Consider the following 13415-nt stretch of genomic DNA (forward strand, 5'->3'; position numbering starts at 1 on the left):
GGTTGTCCTCGCGCTTCAGATAGACCGGGTTGCGCAGCCGCGCCGACAGGTTCGGCGCGCGTTCGAGTTCGGTCTCGCGCGCCACGTCGTAGACGCGCGCGGTCAGGGTCTTTTTCAGGTAGTCGTGAGACGGCGCGACGCGCCCGGCCGCTGCGGCGGCCTGTTCGAGTTCGTTTAACAGCACGGCGAGCTCCTGGGTGGCAACATTCGATGCAACAACGCATCAACGGCGATCGACATCGAACGATAGCAATCGCGGCATGTTCGCCAGGAGGCAGGCAGAGAATGAACCTGAAAGCGGACATAAAAAAACCCGCCTCGTTTGGCGGGTTATGTGTGACTGCAAGTCGACGCGCGCTAACCCACCATTCGATGAATGATGCTAATAATCAGCGCAATACGGATGTCGAGGCAGTTCATGTCGGCGATCTTCGTCGACTCGGCAAGCTTTGTCAATCTCCGCGCAGTGCGGCAGTGCCACACAAGAAAAACGGGGCGCACCGGCAAGCGCGCCCCGCTGAGACGACCAACACCGACATCAATCGCGCACGCCGCTCTGCTTATTGAACGCCGCGAGAATGCGTTGCTCGAGCGCGTTGTAATCGCGGCCAAAGTGATGATCGCCGGTCGTGCGGATGACTTCGACGCCGGTCTTGTCGAGCGCCGGACACAGCGTGTCGGTCTCGCTCTCGCCATAGAAGCATTGAACGATCGACGGCGGCACATGCGTCAACTCGGGGCGCACGTTCAGCGCCTTGTCGCTCGCGGGCATGCCGAGCCAGCCGCCGACGCGGATCTGGAAATCGGCGTCGGGCGCGAAGCCTAGCAGCGAAATCAGCGACACCTTATCGCGCTGCGCCTGCGGCAGACGGTTATACGCGAACGGCAGCACGTCGGCGCCGAACGAATAGCCGATCAGCGCGATATGCTGCGCGTGCCAGCGCTCGCCATAGGTTTGCATCACCCGCGCGAGATCGCGGCTCGTTTGCGCGGGCGGCTTCTCGCTCCAGAAATAACGCAGGCTGTCCCAGCCGACCACCGACACCCCATCTTTCTGCAGTGCCTGCGCGATCGTCTTGTCGAGATCGCGCCAGCCGCCATCGCCGGAAATCACGATCGCCATCAAGCCGTTCGGATGCGCGGCCGGCAACTCGATCAGCGGCAGGTCGGACACGTCGTCGGCGCTGATCGAGACCGGCTGCAGATGCGGCGTCAGCAATGCAACGAGACGCGCGCGATCGGCATTTCCCGTGCTCGCCTTTTCGACGAAGCCCGGTACCTTGTCGCGAATCACGGTCGGGTCCGGCGGACACGGTTCGAAGCGCGCGTCGAGCGTGTGATCGGCGTCGACCGACACCGCGCCCGCGATCGTATTGGACGGCGCCTGCTCGAGCACGTGCATCGCGAGCGTCGCGCCCTGCCCCGTACCCGCGACGATCGGCGCGAAGTAGCGGCTCGACTGCGATTGCCGTTCGAGCTGATGGCTCAGCGCCTCGGCATCGCCCACCAACTGATGACAGGTTTCCTTTTTCGCGGCAAGGTTGGCCGCGTAGTGCGCGGTATCGACGCCGACCGTCATCGCGCCCGCTTTCGCGAGCGCATCGGCGCTCTGCTGATCGGCTGCGCTCCAGCCGCTTGCCTGCGAATACAGCACGACGAAGCCGCGCAGCGGCCCCTCGGGCTGCGTCACGCGCACGTCGCCATAGCGGCCGCCGGGCACGGTGGTGGTGGCCGCGTGCGCGAGCGCGCCGCAACTCAGAACGCTCGCCGCGACGGCGAGCCGGAACAACGGATGCAATGTCATGAACGCCGGCCTCCTGCCAGCAGCGACAGGTCCGCGAGCGTGAAGAACACGCCCGAACCGGATGCCGCGAGATAACGCGGCTCCCAGCGCGGCTGGAACTTGCTCTTGAAAGCACGCAGTCCGCGGAAGTTATAGAAGCGGCCGCCGAAGCGCCACACGATGCCGGCCAGCCGATGCCAGCGTGACGCGAGCGGCGTCGGCTGCACACCGGAGAGCGGCGCAATGCCGAGACTGAGCGAGCGGAAACCCGCCTGTTTCAGATGCAGCGCGAGTTGCGTGAACAGATATTCCATCGCATACGGCGACGCGCTTTCGACGTGACGCATCACGCCGACGGTCGCCTCGGTATTCATATCGGTCGTCATGAAGGTCACGAATGCGACCGGCTCGCTGTTCTGGCGCACCAGCATCACCGACTGCGCGGCCAGGTATTCGTCATGGAAAGCCGCGACCGAGAAGCTCTTCTCGCGCGCGTCGCGGCTGTCGAGCCAACCGTCGGAAATGCCGCGTAGCGTTTCGAGCGAGGCCGGCACATGGGCCTGATCGATCACTTCGACGCTAAAGCCGTCGCGCTCGCCGCGCTTGAGCGCATAGCGCAGATGCGCGCGATGCGAGCCCTTCAGATCGAAGTCGTCGAGCACGACGTGCGCTTCCTCGCCGAGCTTCATCAGCGTGAGGCCAGCGTCGAGATACAGCGGCAGCGCATTCGCGCGCACCTGGTAGAACGCGGCGCGGCCGCCATGTGCATGCGCGAGCGCGACGAACTTGCTGATGAGACCCGCCCACTCTTCGCGCGGCCCCACCGGATCGTGCAACGCGGCCCACGTGCGGCCGTATTTCGCGTACATCAGGAACGCCTCGCGCGACTCCGAAAACAGGAAGCTCTTGTCGCCCATCAACGCGAGACCGGCATCGCTGCGCTCCTGCGCGCGCACGATGCGCGCGGCGTCGTGCAGATCTTCGGGCGCCGGCTTCACGAAGCGGCCCGGCGCCGGACGCAGCAATTGCCAGAACGAGAAGGTCGCGGCGAATACGCTCGCGGCGAGCGTCGCGCGCAGCGCGCGCGGCGCGCGCTCGTCGAACGCGAATTGCCACCACAGATCGCCCGTGTACGGCACGTCACGGAAAGCGAACAGCATGACCCACGTCGCGAGCATCAGCACCATCGCGACCGACACGAGCCAGCCGGCCGTGAAACGCTCCGCGAACAGCGACGAATGACGGTTGAAGCGCTTGCGCGTCGCGAGCAGCAGCACGATCAGCATGCCGAGCACACCGGCTTCGACGAACGCGAGACCCTTGGTCAGCGACAGCGCGAGGCTCAGCAACGCGAGCGCGAGCGTCATCCACCATGCCGCATCGAGCCGCCGCAGCAGGCCGCGCGCGACGAACAGCAGCAGCACGCCGAGCACGCTGCATAGCATCTGCGAGCTTTCGAGCACCCACAGCGGCACCAGGTCGCGCAGCATATGAATGCGCTGCCAGAACGCCGGCGTCGCGCTCGAAATGACCAGCATGCCGCCGACCACGAACGTGACGAGGCTCAGAAACAGCGGCGCGAGTTCCGACACGCGCTCCGCCTGCAACATCGACAGACGATTCTTCAGCGCGCGCCCCTCGAAGCCCGCGAGCAGCGCCGCGGAGACGATCAGCGGCACGCCGAAATAGATCGCGCGATACGCGAGCAGCGCGGCGACCATTTGATGCATCGGCACGCTGCCGCTCAGCGTGAACACCATCGCCGCTTCGAACACGCCGACGCCGCCTGGCGTATGGCCAATCAGGCCGAGCAGCATCGCGGCCGCGTAGACGGTGATGAAGCCGACGAAGCTCACGTTCGCATGCGGCAGCAATGCCCACAACGCGAGGCCCGCGGCGACCACGTCGAGCACCGCCAGCGCAACCTGCGCGAGCAGATCGCGGCGCGCGGGAATATCGAACGAGAGCCACTGCCAGCGCGTGCGGATCGGCCGGGTTTGCCGACGGCACGCGGCCGCGGCGAGCGCCAGCGCGAGCAGCAGCGCAGCGCCGCTCCAGCGCAGCGCGACTGGCGACAGATGCAGCATCGGCGCGAGCTGGCCCGCCATGCAGACCATGCCCAGCGCGGTCATCAAGACGAGGGCGAGCGCGAGCGACACGCTCGTAAACACCGTCATGCGGCCGATCTGCGCGGGCGTGATGTTCGCGACGCCATACACGCGCGCCCGCACCGCTCCGCCCGTCAGCGCGCCGAAACCGGTCGCATTGCCGAGCGCCGAACCGGCCGTCGCGCCGACCCACAGCGCCGCGCGCGGCACGCTCGCGCCGAGATAGCGCAGGCCGACCGCGTCGCGCCCGACCAACGCGACGTAGCTGAGCGCGGTCGCGCCGAGCGCACCGATCCACTCGCGCGCCGACAACTGGCGCAGTTCGCGGATCACCGAACGGTAATTCACTGCCTCGGACAGATGCTGCAGCACGACCAGCAGCAACCCGCAAATGACGAGCGCGAGCACGGGCGACAGAAGGCCCCGGCTGCCAAGCGCTTTCGATGCACGGCCGAGCAGCGCGGGGAGGCGCTCGAAGCTGTGTTGAAGTCGGTGGAACATGGTCAATGCGGGCCTTGCGAGGAGCGGTCGCGGCGACGGGTCGTCACGCGCGGTATCGCCTGTGGCGGCGATTACAAAGTGATAACGGCAAAACGTGCAAAAGGTTGACAGCATTAGCAATTTTGCCGTCAGTTCACTTGCGCGTCGCGTGTCAAAAGCGCGCGATTGTAATGCTTCCTCGCGTGATATGAGGCGTCGGGCCGGCGCAACCGCGGCATCAAGATCGCGGCTGGGCGTGCCGTAATCAGGGGCGGAAGCACGATATCAGGAAGGGAAACGGCGATGGCAGCCCGGAATTGGCTAACGGCGGGCGTCTATCTGGTGGGACTGGGGAGCCGACTCGCTGAACGTGCTCCGCTTGACGGGGCCAGAAAGCACAATGCCCGCTACTCGAGCGGGCATTGACACGACAGCTGGGGCTTGCGGGGCCCGCGCGGGAAACTCGCGCTTAGTTCGGGCGACGGTACGCTTCGGCGATCACTGCGCAGTTCTGCAGATGCAGGTTCAGCGCATGCAGCGCCAGCGCGCGCAGCTTGCCGAAGAACGTGTTGGCAGCGGGGGTGGAACGGACGACATTCGATGCGGTATTCATGGCGGCTCCTTATCAGGGTTTATACCTACGGAATAACCCCGATTATAGCGATCTCGTGCCGCAGCGCAACAAAACAATATTTTTTGGCGACGTCGCGAATGCCAACGTAGCGCACCGGATACGCAAAATTCGTAAAGGGGCCGCATCGGTCGTTCAGGTATTAACAATCCGCACCGTACAGGTGCAATAATGCCCCCTTTGCCTGCGACGCTTCGCCGCAGGCTCGCCGATATGACCGTTGCCCAGACCCAAAAAGCTCTGATTGCGCCTCTTATCGTCGCGTGCGCGATGTTCATGGAAAGCGTCGACGCCAACGTGATCGTCACCGCGCTGCCGGCCATGGCACGCGATTTCGGGCGCGATCCGGTCACGCTGAAGATCGCGGTGACAAGCTACGTGCTCGGGCTCGGCGTGTTCATCCCGGTATGCGGCTGGCTCGCCGACAAGTTCGGCGCGCGCACGGTATTCCGCACCGCGATCGGCGTCTTCGTGACGGGTTCGCTGTTGTGCGCCGCGTCGAACTCGCTTGCCACTTTCACGGTTGCGCGTTTCATCCAGGGCGTCGGCGGCGCGATGATGGTGCCCGTCGGGCGCATCATCATCTTTCGCGTGGTGGAGAAAGCCGACTTCATCCGCGCGATGAATTACCTGAGCGTGCCCGCCATGCTCGGCCCCGCCGCCGGTCCGCTGCTCGGCGGCTTCATCACCACGTATCTGCACTGGCGGCTGATCTTCTTCATCAACGTGCCGATCGGCATTCTCGGCATCTATCTGACCAATCGCTATATCGCCAATACGCGCGAGCCCGACCCCGGCCCGCTCGACTGGATCGGCTTCCTGCTGTCGGCGGCGGGCGCGGTGCTGCTGTTGCTCGGCTTGTCGCTGGTCGGCGGCGAACAGATTTCGAATACGGACGCGTTCGGCATGTGCGCGCTCGGCGCGGTGCTGCTCGCGATCTACGTCGCGTATGCGCAGCGCGTCGCACTGCCGCTTCTGGATTTGCGTTTTTTCAAGGTGCCGACTTTCCAGGCGAGCGTGCTCGGCGGCTCGCTATTTCGCATCGGTCTCGGCGCGTTGCCGTTCCTGCTGCCGCTGCTGCTGCAGGAAGGCCACGGCATGAGTGCGTTCCAATCGGGGCTGATCACCTGCGCGTCCGCGTTCGGCGGCATGTTCATGCGCACGATCGCCTCCACGGTGCTGCGCCGCTTCGGCTTTCGCCAGGTGCTCGTGTTCAACGCCGCGCTATCGGGCATTTCGATCGCCGCGTGCGGGCTGTTTTTCCCGCACACGCCGACGTGGATCATCTGGATCGTCGTGTTGCTGGGCGGCTTCTTCCCCGCGTTGCAGTTCACGAGCCTCAACTCGCTGACCTACGCGGAGATCGCGAGCCGCGACGTCGGCCGCGCGACGAGCCTCGGCAGCGTCGTGCAGCAGATGTCGCTCGGCCTCGGCGTGACGGTCGGCGGCATCGTGCTGCAGATTTCGCGCGCGCTGCATGGGCATCCGAGCATCACCTGGTCGGATTTCTGGCCCGCGTTTCTCGTGGTCGGGCTATGCTCGTTCGCGTCGATTCCGGTCACGCTGCGCCTGCCGCGCGGCGCGGGCGCGGAGATTTCGCGAGGCGGGCGCGGCTGAGCCGGCTGCCGTGTCCCCGCGCAAGCGCCCCGCTCTTCACGGTTCGGGCGCTCACGCGCGCTTGCGAATCACGCTCACGTCGCCATTGCGTTCGAGAATCGCGGCGGCCACGTCGTCCATCGAGCGCGAACCGGTTTTCTGCCGCACGCTTTCCTCGATGTCGGTGCGCGTGACGAGCGCCGCGTGCATTTCGTTCGCGTGGAACTTGCCGTCGCTGAACACCTCGCGCTCGGCGCCGCCCACCAGCAGCTCGAAGCGGCGCGAGCGTATGAACGACCACGCGAGCACCCGGTGACACACGACGATCGCGAACGACGCGACCACGGTCGCGATAAACGGCGACGCACCGACGATCGCTCGGCTCAGCGTCGCGCCGAGCAGAATCACGACGACCGAATCGAACGGCGAGCGCTGCCCGAATGAACGGCGCCCCGATACACGGATCAGCGCGAGCGCGATCACGAACACGGCGATCGAGCGCATACCCATCTGCAACGGATCGAGCTCCCTGCCTTGGCCGAATAGAACGAAAAACGCGTCCATCATGTTCGTCCTCCCCGCGGCGTATTGCCGTGCGAATGTTCTGGTGTCCGGATAGTTGCGAGCGAGACGAGCCCGCGACGCGTCGCCGTCGCTCAGGCCAGCGCGCCATCGGTCGCCCATGAGATGAGCGTATCGCCGAATCCGCCGCGCACGCGGGCCACGGTGCGCGCGCTCGTGGTCACGCGCGGCGCGGCGCTCCACGCGATGCGCGCGCCAGTCTCGATCAGGCGATCGACGAGCGCGGCATCCTCGCTGCACTTGAGCGGCGGAAAGCCGCCTGCGCGCCGATAGGCGTCCGCGGAAACGCCGAGATTCGCGCCGTGCACATGACGATGTCCGTCGGCGTCGACATACGTCTTGCGAAAATATTCGCGCACGCTGTGCGGATGCGCGCTCCAGTCGTCGACGGCGATCGAGCCGCACACCGCATCGGCGCCGAGCGCCAGTTGCGCGGCCAGCCAACCGGGCGACACGCGGCTGTCGGCATCGGTAAACGCCAGCCAGCGCGCGCCGTGCGCAAGCAGCAGCGACGCGCCGAGCGCCCGCGCGACGCCGACGTTGCGCGCCTTCAGCGTCAGCGTCTGCACGCCGTAAGCGCGCGCGATCGCTCCGCTGAAATCGCTGCACGCGTCGAGCGCGACGACGATCCGCACCTCCTCGCCGGCGAGCGCTTCGTGTCGCGACGCTTCGAGCAAGGCCGCGAGGCACCGTGCGAGCAACGTCTCTTCGTTATGCGCCGGAACGATCACGCCGATCATAGAAGCCCCTCGTGCTGCGCGACCGAACGTGCGTCGCGCGACCACACGTCGATCAGCAAGTCGGCTTCGTCGTGATGCGCGAGACGCGCGAGACCGCAGCGCGCATCGAATAGCGCGTGCGCATGGTCGGCGGATTCGCGCGCTTCGGCGAACGGCCGGCGCCAATGGCAGGCGAGCAGCGTGCCGTCCGGCGTCAGCGACCCGCCGATGCGCGCGGCCAGCGTTTCGAGCTCGGCCGCGTCGAGGTAGTACGCGAACTCGCTGATCACGATCAGATCGAACGGCCCGTGCTCCGTCGGCCAGTCGCGCGGCACCCTGCGCTGCTCGATCCGCACGTTCGATGCGCCCGCCACGCGTTCACACGCAAGCTCGACGGCGCGCGCGTGCAGATCGGCGGCGAGCAGCGCGTCGCAGCGCGTCGCGAGCCCGGCCGTCAACTCGCCGTTCGCGCAGCCCGGCTCGAACGCGTTGCGATAGCGCGGCCGCGGCAGCAGCGCGAGCGTCAGCGAACGCTTGCGGCGTTCGTACCAGCCTTCGCGCAAACGCCACGGATCGTCGCTGCGTCGGTAGAGTTCATCGAAGTACGGCGCCGTCGAGCTCATCTCAGCGATCCTCTCAAGGCAGGGGGGAAAAAGTCATAGCGTCCACGGCGCGAGTGTTTGCGAAGACGCCTGATGCGATGCCGGCGCGGCAGTCGTGTCAGCGGCCTCGACGAGCCGTTCGCCGAGCAATGCGAGGTCGCGTTCCGCGTGGCTCTGCCGCAGAAACACCGGCAGGTCGGCAAGCGCCCGCGCGAAGCGCGCGTCGCGGCACAACGGGCCCGCGCCGAGCGCGCGCGTCGCGTGCTCGATCACGGCGCTCACGGCCTGCTCGACGGCCAGACGCGCGCGCAACACGCGCGTCGCTGCATCGGCCGACGGCTGCGCGTCGATCCACGCGGCGGTTTCGCGCAGCAGCGCGGCGGCCGACTGCAAGGCGACATCGGTCGCACCGAGATGAGCGAGCCGATGCGCGTCCGCGTGCCGGGCGCACGCGTCGCGCAGCGTGCGCGCGATTTGCGCGGCCGCGCCGTACCAGCACGCGGCGATACCGGCGCCGCCATGCCAGAAGCCCGCGCGGCGCAGATACGCATGCGGCGCGCCGACGAGCGTCGCCACGGTGTCTTTGAACGTGACATCCGCGCTCGCGGTCGCCTGCATGCCGACGGCCTGCCACTTCGATGTATCGATCGAGATCGAGCTCTGGTCGAGCGCGAGCGCCGCGAGCACGGGCTCGTCGTCGCGCCATGCGCTCACGAGCGCATGGGTGAGCACCTGCGCGCCGGAGCACCAGGCTTTGGTGCCGGACAGGCGCACCTGCGCGCCCTCGCCGGCAACGGTCTGGATTCCTTCGTCGATGGCACGCACCCGCGCGTGCGGCGCTTCGGCGGCCCACACGCCCCAGCGGCTTGCCGCGGGCGGCAGCGGACCATTGAGCTCGGCGAGAATCGCGAGCGCATCGGTATGGCCTTCGAACAGTTTGACGAGGCCGAGGTCGCATGCGGCGACGGCGGCCAGCGCGCGCCAGCGCACCAGCGTCTCCCCATGCCCCGGCCATGGCAAGGTCGGCGCGCGATCGTAGCCGCGCTCGATCAGATCAGCGAGCAGTGCTCCGAGGGCAGCGGGATCGTTCGCATCGAAACGCGCGTCGCGCAGAAAATCGTCGAGCGAGATAGCAGGCTTGCCGGGCTGCGGCGCGCGGGCGCTCGCGCGTAGTGCGCGGCCACCGTCTTGATTTGAGACCTGCCGTGACTGGGCCTTGAAGCTGGCCGCGTGGTCGCGCGTGTCGAACATCGTGCCTCCCTGCACCGGTTAGATCCGCGGCCCGCCGAGCGGCGGCGGACTGGAACGTATGCAGAGTCGCAGCAAACACCGTGCCCCGGCCGGCGAGGCAGCCGCGCAGCGAAACAGCGGCTACGTCCCGCCGCTTCCGCTCAGACGTCCATCCGCCTTCGCGAGCAACGCGTCGAGGACCACCATCTCGACCGGCTTCACGAGGTGCGCATGGAAACCCGCGCTGCGAGTTCGATCGAGATCGCTCGCATGGCCGAAACCCGTCATCGCCGCGTACATCGTGCGCGACATCTCGGGCAGCGCGCGCATCGCCGCGAGCGTCGCATAGCCATCCATCTTCGGCATCGCGAGGTCGATCAGCGCGAGATGCGGCGAGAAGCGTGGCGAGATCTGCAGCGCCTGCTCGCCCTCGTAGGCGATACGCACCTCGTGGCCCTTCAGTTCGAGCAGCATCGCGAGGCTGTCGGCCGAATCGCGATTGTCGTCGACGAGGAGAATGCGCAGCGGCTGCACGTGGGGCGCGGCATTGATCGTGCCGCTCTCCGCGGTGTCGGACTGCGCGGAGGCGAGCGGCAGACTCAGCGTGAACGTGCTGCCGAGTCCCGGTCCTTCGCTGCTCGCGACGATGCTGCCGCCATGCATTTCGACGAGCGACTTGCACAGCGTCAGGCCGATCCCAAGGCCGCCCTCGCCGAAACTTTGCCCTTCCTTCTCCTGCGCGAACAGTTCGAAGATCTTGTCGAGCGAGCGCACCGGAATACCGCAGCCGGGGTCGCGCACTTCGAGCACCGCCATGCGAAAGTCGACACGTCCCTGCAGCTCGATCGCGCTGCCGTTCGGCGAAAACTTCGACGCGTTGTGCAGCAGGTTTTGCAGGACCTGCACGAGCCTCGTCATGTCGCCGCGAATCATCACGGGAGCGTCGGGTACATGCGCGACCACGCGCTGCTCGCGCGAGTCGGTGAACGGCCGCGCCGCTTCGATCGCGCGCGTGACGAGCTCGGCGAGATCGACGCGCGCAATACGCAGTTCGACCTTGTCGGACATGATCCGGCCGATATCGAGCAGATCGTCGACGAGTCGCGTCAGGTGCGTGACCTGGCGATCGATCAGATCGCGCGCCCGCGCGATCACCGGGCTCAGATCGGTTTCCATCTGCATCGTGCCGATCGCGTTGCGCACCGGCGCGAGCGGATTGCGCAGTTCGTGCGCGAGCGTCGCCAGAAATTCGCGCATGCGCTCCCCGGAGCGCTCCAGTTCCTCGCGCCGGCGCCGCTCGGTCAAATCGCGCGTGACCTTGGCGAAGCCGCGCAAGCGTCGCGATTCGTCATAGACGGCCGTGATGATCACGTTGGCCCAGAACGTCGAACCGTCCTTGCGCATGCGCCAGCCTTCGTCTTCGACGGTGCCGATCTGGCGCGCGATCGCGAGCTCGCGCGCGGGCTTGCCGGCCGCGGCCTCCTCGGGCACATAGAACTGCGAGAAGTGCCGGCCGACGATTTCGTCGTGCGTATAGCCCTTGATGCGCGCGGCGCCCGAATTCCAGCTGACGACGAAGCCTTGCGGATCGAGCATGAAGATCGCGTAGTCCTTCACGCTATCGACCAGCAGACGGAAGCGCTCCTCGCTCTGGCGCAGCGCTTCGAGGTATTCGCGCTGCGCGGTCAGGTCGCGCGTGATCTTCGCGAAGCCCGTGACCTCGCCCTTCCCGTTGCGTATCGCGGTGATCACGACGTTCGCCCAGAACGTCGTGCCGTCCTTGCGCACGCGCCAGCCTTCATCTTCGAAACGGCCGGTCAGCGCCGCCTGTTCCAGCTCGTAGGTCGGCCAGCCGCGCGCAACGGCTTCCTCGGTATAGAAGCGCGAGAAATGCTGGCCGACGATCTCGCTCTGCGCATAGCCCTTCAGCTTCTGCGCGCCGACATTCCAACTGACGATGTTGCCTTTCGCATCGAGCAGAAAGATCGCGTAGTCCGAAATCGCCTGCACGAGCGACAAATAATCGACGCCGACGGGCGCTGACGGCGCGGCCTCGGCCTGTACTGGAGCGGGCCCGCCGTAGTCGCGGGAAGAAGAAGCATCGAGCTGGGTCATGGCGGACACGTCATTGGAATTTTCGTCTTAAGCAAACCTCGCGCCTGGCCGGCGGCGAAGCCGTCGCGCAAGCGGTTGCGCGGTCCACGGAGGGGCCGGGATGCGTCGCCAAGGGCGCTCGCGCGCCGGCTGATAAGGCGCCAAGCTTATAACGACGAGCCCCGCGACAGCTAGCGGGTCATGACGGAAAACGTCGCCGCGCTGCGGTTTCGGCTTTCCGTTTTGCCCTTCGTTGGCAAAAACAGGCGTGTCAATTGAAAAAGGTATTCACGACGCGGCGGGCTGCGCGATCGGCCACCATGAGGCCAGCAAGAAAGACAAGGCCGCGAGTCGACCCGCTGGAAAATACTGCCTGCCGCGAGGAACCCGAGCAGATAACAGCGGGCCGACCGTCGCGTGAGGCCAACGGCCGGCCCGGCGCGACATCGCTGCAAATCGGCACGCGTCGCGAGTCGAAACTGCTGCTGCGCTGGCGCGCCCGTCAAGCCGCCGCGCCGATCTTTTCCGCGAGCTTCGCGTCGTAACTCGAATGGACATGCACGCGTTTCCTGTCGGGATACGCGTATGCATACGCCTTGCGCAGCGCGAGCGACGCCTCGTGAAAGCCCGACAGGATCAGCTTCTGCTTGTTCGGATAGTTTGCGATGTCGCCGACGGCGAAAATGCCCGGCCGCGAGCTTTCGTAGTTCGAAGTATCAACGTCGACGCGCCCGCCATGAATCGTCAGTCCCCATTGCGCGATCGGTCCGAGATCGGCGACGAGTCCATACAGCGCGATCAGATGGTCGGCTTCGAGCTGTGTCTCGCCGTTGACCTGCCGCAGCGTCAGCGAACGCAGCGCGCCGTCTTCCACATCGAGCGCCGCGATCCCGCCGACGACGAAGTCCATCTCGCCAGCGTCGACCGCGCGCCGCATCAGCTCGACGCTCGAATCGGCCGCGCTGAAGCCGGCGCGCCGATGCACGAGGGTCACGCGCCGCGCGACCTTGCGTAGTGCCAGCGCCCAGTCGAGCGCCGAATCGCCACCGCCCGCAACGACCACGTTTTTGTCGGCGAAATCGGCGAGGCGCGGCACGCTGTAGTGCACGTAGCGCCTTTCCAGCGGCACGGCCTCGGGGAGCGTGAGCTTTTGCGGGACGAACGCGCCGTTGCCGGCGGCGAGCAGGATCGCCGCGACGTCGAACACGAGGCCGCGCTGCGTGCGCACGGTCCAGCGTCCGTCGTCGCGCTGCTCGAGCGTGTCGACGCGCTGTTCCAGATGAATCGGCACATCGAACGGCCTGCACTGCGCGACCAGTCGCTCGACCAGTTCGCGTGCGGTGCACGACGGAATCGCGGGAATATCGTAGATCGGCTTGTCGGGATACAGCTCGATGCACTGGCCGCCGACCCGTCCGAGTATGTCGACGATCTGACAGGTGAGGCCGATCACGCCGGCCTCGAATGCCGCGAACAGAGCCACGGGACCGGCGCCGACGATCAGGACATCGGTGCGGATCGGCGAGGCGGGCATAGCGGACGGATCGGTGGCAACGGTCATGGGGCAGGTCTCCGGATCACGGTGAAAGG

The 13415-nt window shown here is 66.5% G+C and carries 11 protein-coding genes and 1 pseudogene; 2 read left to right on the forward strand and 10 right to left on the reverse strand.

Going from position 1 to position 13415, the window contains the following annotated elements; translation table 11 throughout:
• A pseudogene (locus F6X39_RS31440) lies at positions 1-184 on the reverse strand (threonine ammonia-lyase, biosynthetic); the annotation flags it as partial.
• 101 nt (positions 185-285) lie between these two features.
• On the opposite strand from F6X39_RS31440, the gene F6X39_RS31445 reads away from it, so the two are divergent.
• Positions 286-567, forward strand: coding sequence for a hypothetical protein (locus F6X39_RS31445; protein WP_187619476.1), 282 nt, complete (start codon positions 286-288; stop codon positions 565-567).
• Here the strand turns inward: F6X39_RS31445 and F6X39_RS31450 are convergent.
• The 3 genes from F6X39_RS31450 to F6X39_RS31460 all read right to left on the reverse strand — a co-directional run bounded on the left by F6X39_RS31450 (position 539) and on the right by F6X39_RS31460 (position 4984).
• Complete coding sequence (locus F6X39_RS31450; protein WP_187619477.1) at positions 539-1804, reverse strand: virulence factor family protein; 1266 nt, start codon at positions 1802-1804, stop codon at positions 539-541. The two genes, F6X39_RS31445 and F6X39_RS31450, sit on opposite strands and share 29 nt — an antisense overlap.
• A complete protein-coding gene (gene mprF, locus F6X39_RS31455) occupies positions 1801-4392 on the reverse strand; it encodes a bifunctional lysylphosphatidylglycerol flippase/synthetase MprF (RefSeq protein WP_187619478.1) in 2592 nt (863 codons plus the stop codon). The genes F6X39_RS31450 and mprF overlap by 4 nt, the downstream gene beginning before the upstream one ends.
• Positions 4393-4840: 448 nt before the next feature.
• Complete coding sequence (locus F6X39_RS31460; protein ID WP_018417771.1) at positions 4841-4984, reverse strand: hypothetical protein; 144 nt, start codon at positions 4982-4984, stop codon at positions 4841-4843.
• 231 nt (positions 4985-5215) lie between these two features.
• On the opposite strand from F6X39_RS31460, the gene F6X39_RS31465 reads away from it, so the two are divergent.
• Entirely contained in the window at positions 5216-6619 is a 1404-nt protein-coding gene (locus tag F6X39_RS31465; RefSeq protein ID WP_187619479.1) for an MFS transporter, read from the forward strand.
• A 51-nt stretch (positions 6620-6670) separates the two neighbouring features.
• Here F6X39_RS31465 and F6X39_RS31470 read toward each other — a convergent pair whose 3' ends face one another.
• The 6 genes from F6X39_RS31470 to F6X39_RS31495 all read right to left on the reverse strand — a co-directional run bounded on the left by F6X39_RS31470 (position 6671) and on the right by F6X39_RS31495 (position 13386).
• On the reverse strand, positions 6671-7165 hold the full coding sequence (locus F6X39_RS31470; protein WP_187619480.1) for a DUF421 domain-containing protein: 495 nt from the start codon (positions 7163-7165) through the stop codon (positions 6671-6673).
• An 89-nt stretch (positions 7166-7254) separates the two neighbouring features.
• Positions 7255-7920 carry a glycosyltransferase gene (locus F6X39_RS31475; RefSeq protein ID WP_187619481.1) on the reverse strand — a complete coding sequence of 222 codons (666 nt, stop codon included), beginning with the start codon at positions 7918-7920 and terminating at the stop codon, positions 7255-7257.
• Entirely contained in the window at positions 7917-8522 is a 606-nt protein-coding gene (locus tag F6X39_RS31480; RefSeq protein ID WP_187619482.1) for an SAM-dependent methyltransferase, read from the reverse strand. Before F6X39_RS31480 ends, F6X39_RS31475 begins: the two co-directional genes overlap by 4 nt.
• Positions 8523-8555: 33 nt before the next feature.
• Positions 8556-9752: an acyl-CoA dehydrogenase family protein gene (locus tag F6X39_RS31485; RefSeq protein WP_187619483.1), complete on the reverse strand. Its 1197-nt coding sequence runs from the start codon at positions 9750-9752 to the stop codon at positions 8556-8558.
• A 120-nt stretch (positions 9753-9872) separates the two neighbouring features.
• Positions 9873-11846 (reverse strand): PAS domain S-box protein, encoded by a 1974-nt coding sequence (locus F6X39_RS31490; RefSeq protein WP_187619484.1) that lies wholly within the window; start codon positions 11844-11846, stop codon positions 9873-9875.
• A gap of 481 nt (positions 11847-12327) precedes the next feature.
• Positions 12328-13386, reverse strand: coding sequence for an NAD(P)/FAD-dependent oxidoreductase (locus tag F6X39_RS31495; protein WP_187619485.1), 1059 nt, complete (start codon positions 13384-13386; stop codon positions 12328-12330).
• Positions 13387-13415 lie beyond the last annotated feature (29 nt).

Origin of the sequence: Paraburkholderia sp. UCT2 (assembly GCF_014397665.1) — a bacterium.
Classification (GTDB): Bacteria; Pseudomonadota; Gammaproteobacteria; order Burkholderiales; family Burkholderiaceae; genus Paraburkholderia; species Paraburkholderia tuberum.

Coding starts and splice junctions, on each gene's coding strand:
- F6X39_RS31470 (WP_187619480.1), bottom strand. CDS start 7,165: ATGATGGACGCGTTTTTCGTTCTATTCGGCCAAGGCAGGGAGCTCGAT.
- F6X39_RS31485 (WP_187619483.1), bottom strand. CDS start 9,752: ATGTTCGACACGCGCGACCACGCGGCCAGCTTCAAGGCCCAGTCACGG.
- mprF (WP_187619478.1), bottom strand. CDS start 4,392: ATGTTCCACCGACTTCAACACAGCTTCGAGCGCCTCCCCGCGCTGCTC.
- F6X39_RS31445 (WP_187619476.1), top strand. CDS start 286: ATGAACCTGAAAGCGGACATAAAAAAACCCGCCTCGTTTGGCGGGTTA.
- F6X39_RS31460 (WP_018417771.1), bottom strand. CDS start 4,984: ATGAATACCGCATCGAATGTCGTCCGTTCCACCCCCGCTGCCAACACG.
- F6X39_RS31490 (WP_187619484.1), bottom strand. CDS start 11,846: ATGACCCAGCTCGATGCTTCTTCTTCCCGCGACTACGGCGGGCCCGCT.
- F6X39_RS31495 (WP_187619485.1), bottom strand. CDS start 13,386: ATGACCGTTGCCACCGATCCGTCCGCTATGCCCGCCTCGCCGATCCGC.
- F6X39_RS31465 (WP_187619479.1), top strand. CDS start 5,216: ATGACCGTTGCCCAGACCCAAAAAGCTCTGATTGCGCCTCTTATCGTC.
- F6X39_RS31480 (WP_187619482.1), bottom strand. CDS start 8,522: ATGAGCTCGACGGCGCCGTACTTCGATGAACTCTACCGACGCAGCGAC.
- F6X39_RS31475 (WP_187619481.1), bottom strand. CDS start 7,920: ATGATCGGCGTGATCGTTCCGGCGCATAACGAAGAGACGTTGCTCGCA.
- F6X39_RS31450 (WP_187619477.1), bottom strand. CDS start 1,804: ATGACATTGCATCCGTTGTTCCGGCTCGCCGTCGCGGCGAGCGTTCTG.